Source organism: Nonomuraea sp. NPDC001636 (assembly GCF_040298265.1).
In the GTDB taxonomy this organism is placed as follows: Bacteria; Actinomycetota; Actinomycetes; order Streptosporangiales; family Streptosporangiaceae; genus Nonomuraea.
The window spans coordinates 1-12,794 of record NZ_JBEOZT010000012.1 but is presented as its reverse complement, the minus strand read 5'-3'; the positions used below and the strand labels follow the sequence as shown (position 1 = coordinate 12,794).

Annotated in this window: 17 protein-coding genes; 15 read left to right on the top strand and 2 right to left on the bottom strand. The window is 70.0% G+C overall.

The window, feature by feature from the left end; all coding sequences use genetic code 11:
* Positions 1-194: 194 nt before the first annotated feature.
* Together ABT158_RS22715 and recD2 are read right to left on the bottom strand one after the other, a co-directional pair.
* A complete protein-coding gene (locus tag ABT158_RS22715) occupies positions 195-1,388 on the bottom strand; it encodes a L,D-transpeptidase (RefSeq protein WP_352356322.1) in 1,194 nt (397 codons plus the stop codon).
* A 169-nt stretch (positions 1,389-1,557) separates the two neighbouring features.
* Positions 1,558-3,771: an SF1B family DNA helicase RecD2 gene (recD2, locus tag ABT158_RS22710; RefSeq protein ID WP_352356320.1), complete on the bottom strand. Its 2,214-nt coding sequence runs from the start codon at positions 3,769-3,771 to the stop codon at positions 1,558-1,560.
* A gap of 625 nt (positions 3,772-4,396) precedes the next feature.
* Between recD2 and ABT158_RS22705 the strand changes: the two genes are divergently transcribed.
* From ABT158_RS22705 to ABT158_RS22635, 15 genes are all read left to right on the top strand, one after another.
* Complete coding sequence (locus tag ABT158_RS22705) at positions 4,397-4,783, top strand: hypothetical protein (RefSeq protein WP_352356318.1); 387 nt, start codon at positions 4,397-4,399, stop codon at positions 4,781-4,783.
* Positions 4,784-4,811: 28 nt separating this feature from the next.
* Positions 4,812-5,519, top strand: coding sequence for a hypothetical protein (locus tag ABT158_RS22700; RefSeq protein ID WP_352356316.1), 708 nt, complete (start codon positions 4,812-4,814; stop codon positions 5,517-5,519).
* Between the two features lie 139 nt (positions 5,520-5,658).
* Positions 5,659-6,186 carry a hypothetical protein gene (locus tag ABT158_RS22695; protein ID WP_352356314.1) on the top strand — a complete coding sequence of 176 codons (528 nt, stop codon included), beginning with the start codon at positions 5,659-5,661 and terminating at the stop codon, positions 6,184-6,186.
* Positions 6,187-6,228: 42 nt separating this feature from the next.
* Positions 6,229-6,627 (top strand): hypothetical protein, encoded by a 399-nt coding sequence (locus tag ABT158_RS22690; protein WP_352356312.1) that lies wholly within the window; start codon positions 6,229-6,231, stop codon positions 6,625-6,627.
* Between the two features lie 59 nt (positions 6,628-6,686).
* Positions 6,687-7,016 carry a DUF6011 domain-containing protein gene (locus tag ABT158_RS22685; RefSeq protein WP_352356310.1) on the top strand — a complete coding sequence of 110 codons (330 nt, stop codon included), beginning with the start codon at positions 6,687-6,689 and terminating at the stop codon, positions 7,014-7,016.
* Positions 7,013-7,252 (top strand): hypothetical protein, encoded by a 240-nt coding sequence (locus tag ABT158_RS22680; RefSeq protein WP_352356308.1) that lies wholly within the window; start codon positions 7,013-7,015, stop codon positions 7,250-7,252. The genes ABT158_RS22685 and ABT158_RS22680 overlap by 4 nt, the downstream gene beginning before the upstream one ends.
* Positions 7,249-7,620: a hypothetical protein gene (locus tag ABT158_RS22675; protein WP_352356306.1), complete on the top strand. Its 372-nt coding sequence runs from the start codon at positions 7,249-7,251 to the stop codon at positions 7,618-7,620. Before ABT158_RS22680 ends, ABT158_RS22675 begins: the two co-directional genes overlap by 4 nt.
* Positions 7,621-7,710: 90 nt before the next feature.
* Positions 7,711-9,030: a hypothetical protein gene (locus ABT158_RS22670; RefSeq protein ID WP_352356304.1), complete on the top strand. Its 1,320-nt coding sequence runs from the start codon at positions 7,711-7,713 to the stop codon at positions 9,028-9,030.
* Positions 9,027-9,641 (top strand): hypothetical protein, encoded by a 615-nt coding sequence (locus ABT158_RS22665; RefSeq protein ID WP_352356302.1) that lies wholly within the window; start codon positions 9,027-9,029, stop codon positions 9,639-9,641. The genes ABT158_RS22670 and ABT158_RS22665 overlap by 4 nt, the downstream gene beginning before the upstream one ends.
* Positions 9,642-9,704: 63 nt before the next feature.
* Positions 9,705-10,310 carry a hypothetical protein gene (locus ABT158_RS22660; protein WP_352356300.1) on the top strand — a complete coding sequence of 202 codons (606 nt, stop codon included), beginning with the start codon at positions 9,705-9,707 and terminating at the stop codon, positions 10,308-10,310.
* Complete coding sequence (locus tag ABT158_RS22655) at positions 10,307-10,801, top strand: hypothetical protein (protein ID WP_352356298.1); 495 nt, start codon at positions 10,307-10,309, stop codon at positions 10,799-10,801. The genes ABT158_RS22660 and ABT158_RS22655 overlap by 4 nt, the downstream gene beginning before the upstream one ends.
* Complete coding sequence (locus ABT158_RS22650) at positions 10,798-11,406, top strand: DUF6349 family protein (RefSeq protein ID WP_352356296.1); 609 nt, start codon at positions 10,798-10,800, stop codon at positions 11,404-11,406. Before ABT158_RS22655 ends, ABT158_RS22650 begins: the two co-directional genes overlap by 4 nt.
* A gap of 55 nt (positions 11,407-11,461) precedes the next feature.
* Complete coding sequence (locus ABT158_RS22645) at positions 11,462-11,770, top strand: hypothetical protein (protein ID WP_352356294.1); 309 nt, start codon at positions 11,462-11,464, stop codon at positions 11,768-11,770.
* Positions 11,767-12,327, top strand: a complete 561-nt coding sequence (locus ABT158_RS22640) for a hypothetical protein (RefSeq protein ID WP_352356292.1) — start codon at positions 11,767-11,769, stop codon at positions 12,325-12,327. The genes ABT158_RS22645 and ABT158_RS22640 overlap by 4 nt, the downstream gene beginning before the upstream one ends.
* 54 nt (positions 12,328-12,381) lie before the next feature.
* Complete coding sequence (locus ABT158_RS22635) at positions 12,382-12,687, top strand: HU family DNA-binding protein (RefSeq protein ID WP_352356290.1); 306 nt, start codon at positions 12,382-12,384, stop codon at positions 12,685-12,687.
* Positions 12,688-12,794 lie beyond the last annotated feature (107 nt).

Sequence of the window (12,794 nt, the reverse complement as noted above, 5' to 3'; positions counted from 1 at the left end):
GGTAATCGTATGGCAACCCTTCGTACACGTCGAGGCGTTTTCGCTGATGGCGAGGGCGAGGGGCCGTCGAGGACGGTTGGCGACAGCGGTCGGGGCCGTCAAAAAAGGCCGCTCACCGCAGCGCCTGCCGGCGGCGGTGAGCGGCTGGAAGCCGGCCCGAAAAAGGAAGGGGGAGCGGGGGAGCGGGGGAGCGGTCAGGACTTGGCGTGCAGGGCGCTGCCCTTCTTCCACTGCGAGAAGGGCAGCTGCCAGTAGCCCCAGCCGTTGTTCCACTCCAGCTCACGGTTGGTGCCGGTGATCTCCACGACGTCGCCGCGCTGGAAGTTGTCGTAGAACCACTTGGCCTGGTCGGGGCGGGAGTTGATGCAGCCGTGGCTGACGTTGCGCACGCCCTGGGCCCAGACGTTGTCCTTGGCGTGGACGTACTCGCCGGAGTTGGAGATGCGCACGGCGTGGTCGATCATCACGTCGTAGTAGCCGGGGTCGCCCTTCTTGCGGCCGGGGGAGATCATGCGCACGGGGTTGCCGCGTTCCATCGTCAAGTGCACGCCGGAGGTCGTGGTGTACTCGCGGGTGGTGGCCATGCCGGCGCTGATGCGCATGGTCTGCACGCGCTTGTTGTCCTTGTAGACGTACATCATGTGGGTCTTGGTGTTGACCTTGCTGATGACCTTGGCGCCGATCTTGAGGCTGGCGGAGTAGTCCTTCACGCCGTACAGGCCCTTGCCGGCCTTGACGCCGGTGATGCGGGCGTTGAAGGTGACCTTCTGGTGGGCGGGCCAGTACTTGGCGGTGCGGTAGATGACGGTGGTGTCGTTGATCCACCGCCAGGCGCCGGTGACGGGCTTCTCGGCCTCCACCTCCAGGGCGCGCTCGACGGCCGCCTTACCGGTGACGGGCTGGTTGAAGGTGACGATGATCGGGGCGCCGACGCCGACGGTCTCGCCCTTGGCGTTGGGCGTGACGTCGGCGACCTGCAGCTCCCGCTCGGGCTTGACCGTGGTGAAGGTGCTGGTGGCGGCGGTGGTCCCGGCCTTGGCCGAGACGTTGTAGTTGGTGGAGGGCCTCAGCGGCGTCCGGGAGACCCATTTGGTCTTGTCGGCGTTGAACCTGCCCTCGACCGTGTGGCCGCCGCCGTCGACGGTCACCTCCTCCAGCGCGCCGCCGGCGGCGGTGACCACGACCTTCTTGTCGGGGCTGACCTTGGCGCTGCCTTCGGCGGGGCTGATGGTGACGGTGGGCGCCTGCGGGGTGGCCACCGTGGTGGCGTCGGGCGCCTCCGGCCCGCGCGAGGCGGCGTTCCCGCTCGAGCAGGATGCCGTCAGGGCCGCCACCGCCAGCAGCGCGAGGCCGGCGGCAGACTTCGTCCATGCGGGCGCAACGTTCAAGACTGTCCTCTCCCCCAGGGCGGCAAACCCACCCCAAAGACTTTAATGCTCCTGCATGTATGACGCAGAAGCATTTAGGAGAGTTCGGTCACATTTGCATCACTAATTGCTGTCAACCCCAGGTCAACCTGCGTCAACGCGACGATCAACGCTCCTGCCCCGCGAGGGTTCAGCGCCGCTCCAGGCGGTGGGTCAGGCTCGTGTGCCGCCGACCGGCGCCCTTGGTCCGTACGGCCTGGGCCAGCGCCCGCCGCGACCCCACGATCACCACCAGCCTCTTGGCCCGCGTGATCGCGGTGTAGAGCAGATTGCGCTGCAGCATCATCCACGCGCTGGTGGCCAGCGGGATCACCACCGCCGGATACTCACTGCCCTGACTGCGGTGGATGGAGACGGCATAGGCGTGGGCCAGCTCGTCCAGCTCGTCGAAGGCGTAGTCGACCTCCTCGTCCTCGTCGGTGCGCACGGTCAGGCTGTGGTCGTCGGGACGGATCCCGGTGACGATCCCCACCGTGCCGTTGAACACCCCCGCCGCACCCTTGTCGTAGTTGTTGCGCAACTGGGTGACCTTGTCGCCCACCCGGAACACCCGCCCGCCGTAACGGCGTTCGGGCATGCCCTCCCGGGCCGGCGTCAGCGCCTCCTGCAACGCGATGTTGAGCGCCCCGGCCCCGGCCGCGCCGCGGTGCATCGGCGCCAGCACCTGCACCTCACGCCGGGCGTCCAGCCCGAACCTGGCCGGGATACGCCGCGCGACGACGTCCACCGTCATCGCCGCGATCTCCTCCGGCTCCTCGCACGGGAACAGAAAGAAGTCCGACATGCCGGCCAGCACCGGATGGTGGCCCGTGTTGACCCGGTGCGCGTTGGTCACCACCCCCGACTCCTGCGCCTGACGGAAGATCTGCGTCAGCCGCACCCGCGGCACGTCCACGGCGGCCAGCAGATCCTTCAGCACCTCCCCGGCCCCCACCGAGGGAAGCTGGTCCACGTCGCCCACCAGCAGCAGATGCGTGCCCGGCGCCACCGCCTTCAACAGCTTGTTGGCCAGCAGCAGATCCAGCATCGACGCCTCGTCCACCACCACCAGATCGGCGTCCAGCGGGTTGTCACGGTCGAAGGTGGCCTCCCCGCCCGGCCTCAGCTGCAACAACCGGTGCACCGTGGTGGCCTCGTGCCCGGTCAGCTCCGACAACCTCTTGGCCGCCCGCCCGGTCGGCGCGGCCAGGATCACCTTGGCCCGCTTGGCCCTGGCCAGCGTCACGATCGACCGCACGGTGAAACTCTTGCCGCACCCCGGCCCGCCCGTCAGCACCGCCACCTTGCACGTCAGCGCCAGCCGTACCGCCTGACGCTGCTCCGGCGCCAGCTCGGCGCCCGTCTGGGCCGCCAGCCACGACTCGGCCCGCTCCCAGTCGACGTCGGCGAAAGACCGCAACCGGTCATGACCGCTGTTCAGCAACGACAACAACCCGCCGGCCAGCGACAGCTCGGCCCGGTGGAAGGGCGGCAGATACACCGCCGGCACGCTGTTGTCCCCGGCGGGCACCTGCTCACGCACCACCCCCTCCTCGGCCGCCAGCTCCTCCATGCACCGCGTGGCCAGCTCGGCCGGCACGTCGAGGATCTTGACCGCGTCGGCCACCAGGTTCGGCGCCGGCAGATAACAGTGGCCGTCGTCGGCCGCCTGCGACAACGTGTACCGCAGCCCCGCCTTCACCCGCTCCGGACTGTCATGGGGGATCCCCACCGCCTGGGCGATGGTGTCGGCCGTCTTGAACCCGATGCCCCACACCTCATCGGCCAGCCGGTACGGCTGCCCGCGCACCACCGAGATCGACGACTCCCCGTACTGCTTGAAGATCCGCACCGCGATCGACGTGGACACCCCGACCCCCTGCAGAAAGATCATCACCTCCTTGATGATCTTCTGCTCCTCCCACGCCGCCGCGATCATCTTCGTCCGCTTGGGCCCCAGCCCCGGAACCTCCACCAGCCGCTGCGGCTCCTGCTCGATCACCTCCAGCGTCCCCGTACCGAAATGATCGACGATCCGCTCGGCCATCTTCGGACCGATCCCCTTGATCAGCCCCGACCCCAGATAACGCCGGATGCCCTGAACCGTGGCCGGCAACACCGTGGTGTAGGACCACACCTCGAACTGCCTGCCGTAGCGCGGATGCGACGTCCACCGCCCCCGCAACCGCAACGACTCCCCGACCTGCGCCCCCAGCAACGGCCCCACCACCGTCAGCAACTCCGCCCCCGACCGCTCGGTGGCCACCCGCGCGATCGTGTACCCCGTCTCCTCACTGGCGAAGGTGATGCGCTCCAGGACCGCATCGAGGGATGAAACGAGTGAACCATCGCCGTCAGGCTTCACGCAAACCCCTCTCACGCCTGTTTTGAAGGCAAGGGTAGAGCAGCAGGCAGACAAGGACCGGGGGAGCCGCACGCGCCCCCGGCAGCCCTGCACCACACGGTCTTGTGTAGTTTTGTGTCGATCGTGTGGCTCACACAGAACGGTAATGATCATGAGAACCCGCGCCGAAGCGCTCGCCGCTGCTGGCCGCGTCCTGGCCGAAGCGAGGGCGCGCCGAGATTCCCTGTCCTCTGAGGAGGCCGCACGGGCTGCATTTGCGCCCGGCGGCCCGAGTGTGGAGGAACTGGTCGCCCTCATTTCCGGGCAGCGACAGAGGGCGCGCGAGCGCGCCGCCTGAGCGGGCGCCAGAAACACCCTCTCCATCACCGGGGGGAGACTCCGACCGATCCCCTCCCGATACCCCCTCCGCGCTCCTGTGTGCGTCGCTGAGCGCATGTCCCCAAGATCGACCCCCGATATCGGGGGGTGCGTCGCACGCGCTCCGCGTGCGTTAGACGCGTTTCTGCGGTGAAGTTCCGTAATGTCTCTCAGACTCATTGCACTCTCGCGCTGAGTCTGCAAATCTGATCACCCGCACCAACCAAAACCCACACTGACCAGGGAAAACGCCTCCCAGGGAGCGGCAATGATCACTCGGCTCTACACCCGCAACGCACCCCAGCTCGCGGTCGGCATCGAGGTCTACCACCTCACCATCCACCTGCCCGGCCAGACGAACTACATGGGCGACATCACTCCCAGAGGCGATGTCTGGATGCTGCACTTCAGCGGCGACCAGGCCGACAAGGACTTCTTCGCCCCTGACGCCCTCGACCACTACGGCGAGAACGAGCTGCACGAAGGCGACGACGGCCCGGCCTCGGATCAGAGCTTCGAGGACTTCTTGGAGGCCGAGCATCAGTATCTGATCGAAGACGGCTGGGTCTTGCTGCCGCACGACTTCGGCATCTCGCAAACCGCAGCCTGCATCATCGCCCGCTCCTACGAGCTGGCTACGCCCCCTACCCACTAGCGATACCGCATCCCGAAAAGAGGACCACATGAGCACCTGCTACCAGGCGATCGCCATCGACGACTCCACCTTCGAGCGGGACCTCGACGGCGCCCCCCTGCCCGCGAACCACCTGGTCGTCGTGGCCGAAGCCCAGGAGCACATCGAGGAGGACGGGACGACCATGCTCGTGGCGCTCCCGCGCATCGTCGCCGTCATCGACACCGGCGTGCAGCTCGACGACGACGCCCCGAACCTGGACGAGCTGCTGGACCGCCACGGTTGGAAGGTCACCGGCGACGACAGCGCCGGTGAAGACGTACACGAGGTCGTCCCCTCCGACGCCGACGCTGTGCCGCCCGCCGTCACCTACCGGGACGGGAACCCGCTGTCGTACTACCTCGCCGGCCGCGAGCGCCTGAATACGACCGGGTCGATCCGCGATGCGCTCCTCATCGCCACGTTCACTGCCGCCCACGCCGAGAATCCCAACGTGTGCGGCATCGACCACCTGACGATCGAACTGCTGCTGGTCGGTGCCGCCCGGGCCGCCGTGGACGAGAGGCTGGCGTTCGAGCGGACCGAGCTCGGCGCCGCCGACATCGCCTGCAAACAGCGGCTGTTCGCTCTGGCGTGCGACGCGATCGGCACCGCGCTCGACCTCCTCCGCCAGCGGGCCACGTGCCGTACCTGCGACGACCGTGCGGTCTGCCGCACCGCGGACGGCCTGCCGACGTGCGCGAACACCAGCCATTAGGCGCTAGCTGAAGAGCTAGCCATGTCTCCGGCATGGCCCGTCGCTCCCTGACCAACCCCTGACCACACCGCTCGCCTCCTTCACCCCGAGGAGGCGGGCCCTCGCCATCCGAAACCGAAGCAGCCCGAACGGAGCCGTCATGACAACGACCGCCACCCCCGTCGAACTCGGCGAGGGGCTTCTCACCCTCCTGCGGCGCGCCGACACACATTCCGACCCTCGCATCAGTGGCGGCGGCGACACCGTGGCCGACCATCTGCACGCCGCGCTGATCGCGCTCCTGGGCACCCAGGGCTGGGGGCCCGCACAAGCGGCGGAGGCAATCGCTGACGCCCGCATCCGCGACTGCACTCTCGGCCGCGCGCTACTCGACCGCCAGGAGGGCACAGCGGGACCGACGACCGTCTCTCGCGCCCAGGCCGAGCAGGTGGTGGCCGCGATCGCCCGACAGTTCGGAGTGGCCGCCGACGAGCCGAAGCTGATGGAGGAATGGTGGGACGGCCGCCAGTGGTCGATCTTCTGGGACGGCCCGCACGAGTGGGCTTTCTACGTGCCCGAAGGCGGCACCTTTCCTGAATCGGGCTGGGAGATCCCGGCGTGCGAGCTCCCGCCCGGCGTCAGCGTCGAGGCCGTCAACGCCTGCACGCTCTCCCTCCAGCCCCGCTGACCCCGGTCGCCCGACACCAACGCAGAGAACAGGGAGACCAGCATGTCCACGATCGTCCGCACCATCGCCGCAGGCGCCGGCCAGTTCGTCATCGAGGAGATACGCACCGACCCGCGCGGCGCGCACCTCTACTACACCGAGGCCGCGGCGCTCGACCTGGCCGCCGCCCAGCACCGGCCCGTCACGCTGATCCGGCTCGACGGCACCCACGAGCGCCTGGCCATCACGTTCGACCCGGACGCGTTCGAGCGGCACGCCTACCGGGGCCATATCGCCTACGGGCTGTCGATGACGGACGGCCACTACGCGCCCGAGCCGTTCGAGCGGTGGGTGACCACCTTCCGACGGCACCCGAACTGGCGCGGCATCGACGCCCCCTGGCCCATCGTCGACGCGCTCGACACCTACAAGACCCACCTCGCCGCCGCCCCGGCGGCCTGACACCTGGCACCGCGCGGCCCGCACAACGGTCCGCGCCCTCCACGAAAAGGGCACCTTCTGTGACCATCGCGTCCACGACGCTCCCCCCGGGCGTCTACAAGCTCGACGGCCGCCTATACGCGGTCAAGGACAGCCGCCGCTACAGCGGCAAGCAGGACGTCAAGCGGCTCGAAGTCCGCAACGGCAAGCTGCACCGCCGCCCGGTCACCCCCACCACGATCGACCGGCTAACGCCCGACCTCCACATCACCCTGGAGGACGCCGTCGCCTTCGGCGAGAGGCACCACTTCTGCTGCATGTGCGGCAGAAAGCTCACCGCCGCGAACTCGATCGCCGAGGCGATCGGGCCCGTCTGCAAGAAGAACCTCAGGAAGGCGACTGCCGCATGAGCCTCCTCGAATCCTCGCCCGAGAGACACCCGCCCGCGGCTGATCAGTCGTGGTCATGGGGGCCGCTCATCCTGCCCCGTGAGAAGGACTGGGCGTGCGGCTGCTCCCCGAATTGCCCCGACATGTCCGTCGTGGCGCTCATCAGCCACAACCCCGACTGGCGGTACGGGCTGTGCGAGGCCAGCGCACGCGAGAGCGGCTGCCCCGAGACCCTGCTCGGACAGGCGACGCCGTGAGCACCGGGTCGAAGATCACCGGCTACCGCCTCGCCGACGTCCGCCCATACGGGCCGACCGGCGACGATCTGGAGGTCACCCCTCTGCCCGGCCTGTTCGACAGTCGCCCCGAGACTCTCGCCGCGGTCATGGGCAGCGACGTCGTCGTGGTCGAGCTGCGCCGTGGCGGGCTGTCCAGCGCCGACCCCGCTGGACGGCCGCTCCCCAACTGGTGGCACGTCGTCTGCGACGGCAGCCACGTGGAGCTGCCGTGCACCACCTGGCGCAGCGCAGTACGGACGCGCGAGCGCATCCAGCGGCACGACGAGTGCTGCCTGGACCACCGGGTGATCACACGCCACCCCGACGTGATCGCTCTTTTCCGCTAGCGACACCGCTAGCACGCCATGGGGCGAGCTGGACCAGCGTCACTGGGCCGGCTCGCCCCGCCCCGAAACACAGCACGAAAGGCACCACGCATGATCCTTCCTCCGATCGAACGGCCCAAGACCGGCCGCTCCGCCGAGATGACCGACGAGGAGTGGGCGGCCTGGCGCGCCCAGCAGCTCATGGGCAACTCCTGGGCCGCCGCCTCCTGCCAGGTGACCGCCGCCGAGATCCGCGACAACCCGGCCGTCCTGGACGAGTTCCGGCTGTACGCCGCCCAATTCCCGCACTACAACCGGCACACCTTCGCAAACAGCATGCGGCTGTGGGCGCAGGACCCGGGCGCGACCCGCGTGCAGGGCGAGAAGTGGTGGGGCGGCGAAGGCCGCCAGCTCCGCGAGGGCGCCGTCCCGCTCTGGGTCGAATCCCTCTACAAGGGCACCCGCCGCGAGCAGCGGGAGAACCCGGACACCGGCGAGACCGAGGAGGTGACCCGCCGCCGCCGTGGCGCGATGGTCGGCACGGCCGTCTACGACGTCTCCCAGACCGTCCCCAAGGACGGCGTCACCTGCATCCTGTGCCGCACCGAAGGACCGAAGGACTGCCCGCCCACCTGCCCCGTCTACCTGCCCGAGTCCGGCCGCATCCCCTCGCGCAGCGACGTCCTCATCGAGGCGGCCACCCAGCTGAAGGAGGCCGGCGGCCTCGACATCGAGGAAGTCCTCAGCCAGCTCGGCGCCGACCCCTACCGCGATGGCGACCACGTCGAGGGCACCAACAGCTTCGTTATCAGCGTCCCCCGCCCCGGCGGCAAGGGGACGAAGGCGCTGCGGGTCCACGTCTCCCACGACGACCACGGCCGCACCCGGTACGCCGTCATCCGCGTCGGCGTGTTCTGGATCGGCCCCGACAGCCTCGAATACGACCGCGCCGCCCACGGGGGAGGCCGCCGCCGCAACGCCCTGCGCGTCCAATACGGCGACGCCCGCGACGGCGAGGACTACCACTACCGCGACGGCAGCCTGACAAGACCCGGCGCCCCCACCATCAACGGCATCACCCTGGCGGGTGACGGCACTTACAACGCCGACGACATCACCAAGGACGGCAAGTCGGGCCCGTGGGTCGGCCGCCCCGGACGCTACTCCTCCAACAGGGTGCCCGAGAAGACCGAGCAGGCCACCCGCCGCATCATCTTCAAGCTCACCCAGCACTGGCTGGGGCAGCCCGGCCTGGACGAGCTGCGCGCCGCGCACGACCGCCACCACGCCCCTTCCCGCAAGGCCGGCCACGACCGGCGCGCGGAGCGGCTGCGTGAGCAGGTCGGCCAGCTCGCCGCCGAGCTGGCCGAGCAGGAGGAAGCCGCCGCCGCCCAGGCCGCGCTCGTCAAGGCCGCGGGGGAGGAGGCGTGAACGTGGCCCGTCCCCCGCAGCTCGCCGACGAACCGCTGTGGCGAGGCGTCATCGTCCCGAAGATCACCCTGCGCCACCTCGACGGCACACCGATCCTCGGCGAGGTCGACCACAGCATCGTGGGCGACTTCCTCGCGGGCCAGCAGTGCCAGCTCTGCGGCAAGGAAATCAGCAGTCCACGCGGCACCGCCGTGGTGATGGCCCGCCCGGCGGACTTCGACCGCGGCCTGGTCAACGAGCCCGCCCAGCACCGATGGTGCGCCGACTACAGCGTCCAGGTGTGCCCGATGCTGTCGGGCCGCCTGGACCAGTACCGGACCGTGGCACGCTCCGATCGGGATCGGTGCGGTGACCCGCGCTGCCACTGCGCCACCTGGGATCCGCTCCCGATGGCGCTGCGAGCTGGCCAACCGGCCGACCCCTGGTATGCAGTGCGGTTCCCGATGGCGGACTACCGCATGGACACCATCGCGCTCCCCGGCGGGTCTGTCATGACCGGCGTGTCGCTCACCTACCCGCGCAGCCCGCACATCCGGCTCGTCACCCCCGGCAGGCCCGACCCCGACAACCTGAAGATCATCGCCCGGCTCGGGCTGCCCTCACCCCTCTGACCAACCACCGGCGTGCGGCGGCCGACCCGCCGCCGCATGCCCCCTCACCCTTCGAGGAGACCAATGGAGCGCAACCTGCCTCCCATGCCGCCGCAGATCGCGGCACTGCCCCAAGATCGCGGATTCCCTGTCCCGTGGGTCGCCGAGTGGAACAGCCGCACCGAGACCGTCGCCGTTGACGAGCAGTTCGGCCGGATGCTGGCCTGCGACTGCGCCGCCGGCCAGGGACGAGCCACCCTCGGCGTCAACTGTGTCGTCCGGCAGCGCGAAGCCATGCGTGACCGCCTGTGCGGAACCTGCGGCACAGCGATCACCGGCGCCATGGCCATGGTCGGCACGCGCGACATGCCCTACAGCGTCGAACCGGGCCTGCACCTCGACTGCGCGGTCTTCTCCCTGCTGGCCTGCCCAAGACTCGCGCATGCGGGCGGCCGGGCCGGGCTCGTGGTCATGGACCGCTACACCCTCATGGAAGACCGCATCCTCGGCGTGAACCCTGACCGGACACTCGTCCGCCACATGCTGCCGCCCCTCCTCGGCGCGATCTCCGGAGGCGTCCTGGCCTACCTCGTCGCCATCATCCCCAGCACCGCGCAGCGCTTCCGCGCCACGGACTGGCTGGACGCCAACAGCCACCTCTTGACCAGCCCCTCGGAAGGACCTCGATGACCAAGACTCCGCTGGAGGCAGCCACCGCCCTCCGCCTCCTCCTGGACCAGCAGGAGCTGTTCACCCGTCTCCACACCGACGGCACGGTCGACGTGCGGTCAGGCCGTGCGAGAGAGTTCCACTCGGGGCCCATCACGCACGTCACCATCGAGACCACGCCGCTGGGGCCCGCGTACGTGATCGCGCCGCCGCCGTTGCCCGGACGCGACGCCGGCCCGTCCCGCGTCACCCACCACGCGGATGAGGCCGTCTCCTGGATCTGCTCGCAGACGCTGTACCCGTACGAGTGCCTGATGGACTGCGGCAACCCGGCCGGGGTCGCCTGCATCCCGGCCTGTCAGTCCTTCCCTGACGACCGGTACACGCCGCCACCGGCCGAGGAGAACGCCGACCACGGCGGCCTGTTCGCCGACGAGCCGCCCTTCCCCGACGACCCATGGGCGACCGCCACGCAGGACCGCCAGCACAGCGTGCCGGACGGCCCGGCATGACCGACCACGACCACGAGCCGCGCGGCGCAGTCGCCCGCCACCTGCACTACCGCTCCCTCACCCACCGGCCCACCGGGGTGTGGGCCATCTACATCACCCATCCCGGCAACGTGCTCGGCCAAGCCCACGCGCCGCTGATCCGCGCCGAGGAGCACCTGCCGACCGTGCTGTTCCAGTCCGGCGTCTCCCCGCGCCGCTTCCTCGGAGCGTGCCTGGGCTGCACTTGGGAGAGCGAGCGGGAATTCGGGCACGTGCTCCTGGCCGTCGAGGCCGCCCACGATCACACCCACCCCGGGTGGCGGGCGCTGCCCGCCGTGCACCCCCGCCCGAAGTCAGGGCCTGCCAAGCAGTGGATCAGACAGGTCACAGCCGCCTACCCGGCAGGCTGGTTCGCCCGCGGCGGTCCGATCCTGACCATCCGCGCTGACCGCGCCGACCGCATGCCGCTGCCCCACAGGGCGCCCGGCGGCCGCGGATACGACCTGCCCGCTCTCCCTCCCGCGCACGCGTCCGTGCCCGCCACCCCCGCCCCCTCACCCACAGCCTCGCCCCTCATCCCCGCCCTCGAAGGAAGAACCCCTCATGCCCGACTCCACGCCGCCTGACAGCCCTCCACCGGCGCGACGCCGGCGACGCAGGAACAACCCCATCAGCCACGGCATGCTGATCCGGGCCCTCGTCGGGATCGCCGCCGAGCATCCCGGCCGCACCGGCGCCTCCCCCCACCGCAGGCAGCAGGAGCCGCACGCCTGCATCGCGGTCGCCCTGCTGCAGACGCGGGGCCTCACCGTCGAGGACCTGCCGTCCGGCTGCGACATCCAGAACGCACCCAACCGTGTCAGGCACATGTTCACGCCCGGCGCGCGCTGGCTGCTCAAACGCCTGCACCAGGCCAACCACCGCGGCACGCCGTGGGGTGACCTGCCCGACTTCGCCGAGCGCCTGTTCGCCGCTCAGGAGCGGCCGTGAGAGGCCACGTGATCGGCATGCACCTCGGTCTGCCGACCTCCCACGTCGCCATCACCACCGACTACGGCATCACCGTCCACCGCTGCACCCCCTCGGCGGGCTACGGCCCGTCGACGCCTGAGCTGATCCGCCGCCACTCCTGGATGGCGCGCGACATCGGGCTCACCGTTGCCCAGTTCAACCCCGTCCTCGTCGTGGTCAACCAGCCCGACGAGCAGGACGGCAGCAATCGGTGGGACAGCCACGGCCTGTGGTGGCACGTCGTCAAGGACCTGGTCGGTGACATGCGGCCGATCTCGGTGATCGACGACGACACGGCGTTCACGTACGCCACCGGCGTCAACCGGGCCACAGACCAGCTGCCCTTCGAGGACACCGTCTTGGCGCGGCTGACCGACCGCTACGGCCAAGAGCGCAGGCTGACCAGCGGCCAGGCCGCGGCCCTGAACCGCGCCGCGATGGGCGCCGACCACCTTGGCCACCCCGTCGCCCCCGTACCCGCCAGGCATCGCGCCGCGCTCGACTCAGCCGAACGCTGGGCTGAGGTCTGGCGCTAGTTGCTAGCGAAATCGCTAGCGTACATTCCGATCAACAACGTGAAGGGATCACACATGGCCACCACCACGAACAAGCCCATGGGCAAGACCGAGCTGATCGCCGCCATCGGCGAGCTGATCGGCAACCGGGAGATGGCCGCCGACGCGGTCGCCGCCCTCGTCGGCGTCATCACCCAGCAGGCCGCCGCCGGCCGGGAGGTGCGGATCACCGGGCTTCTCAGCATTAAGCCGCACCTGCTGCCTGCGCGCACCTTCCGCAACCCCAAAACGGGCGACGAGGTCCAGCGGGAGGCCCGGTGGAGCGTGAAGGTGAAGGTCGGCAGCGAGCTGGAGACCGCGGCCGCCTCACGCAAGCCGTAGCAGCCCCGAGCAGCGTGGGGGGGGGGGGGGCCCGCCCCCCCCCCCCCCCCCCCCCCCCCGGGCGGTGGTTGGTCGTGGGGGCAGGGGACCAAGCGGGGCGGCCCGCG

Excerpts from the sequence above, each read along its gene's own strand:
- ABT158_RS22705 (WP_352356318.1), top strand. The coding sequence starts at position 4,397 with ATGATCACTCGGCTCTACACCCGCAACGCACCCCAGCTCGCGGTCGGC.
- ABT158_RS22700 (WP_352356316.1), top strand. The coding sequence starts at position 4,812 with ATGAGCACCTGCTACCAGGCGATCGCCATCGACGACTCCACCTTCGAG.
- ABT158_RS22695 (WP_352356314.1), top strand. The coding sequence starts at position 5,659 with ATGACAACGACCGCCACCCCCGTCGAACTCGGCGAGGGGCTTCTCACC.
- ABT158_RS22690 (WP_352356312.1), top strand. The coding sequence starts at position 6,229 with ATGTCCACGATCGTCCGCACCATCGCCGCAGGCGCCGGCCAGTTCGTC.
- ABT158_RS22680 (WP_352356308.1), top strand. The coding sequence starts at position 7,013 with ATGAGCCTCCTCGAATCCTCGCCCGAGAGACACCCGCCCGCGGCTGAT.
- ABT158_RS22670 (WP_352356304.1), top strand. The coding sequence starts at position 7,711 with ATGATCCTTCCTCCGATCGAACGGCCCAAGACCGGCCGCTCCGCCGAG.
- ABT158_RS22660 (WP_352356300.1), top strand. The coding sequence starts at position 9,705 with ATGGAGCGCAACCTGCCTCCCATGCCGCCGCAGATCGCGGCACTGCCC.
- ABT158_RS22655 (WP_352356298.1), top strand. The coding sequence starts at position 10,307 with ATGACCAAGACTCCGCTGGAGGCAGCCACCGCCCTCCGCCTCCTCCTG.
- ABT158_RS22650 (WP_352356296.1), top strand. The coding sequence starts at position 10,798 with ATGACCGACCACGACCACGAGCCGCGCGGCGCAGTCGCCCGCCACCTG.
- ABT158_RS22645 (WP_352356294.1), top strand. The coding sequence starts at position 11,462 with ATGCTGATCCGGGCCCTCGTCGGGATCGCCGCCGAGCATCCCGGCCGC.
- ABT158_RS22635 (WP_352356290.1), top strand. The coding sequence starts at position 12,382 with ATGGCCACCACCACGAACAAGCCCATGGGCAAGACCGAGCTGATCGCC.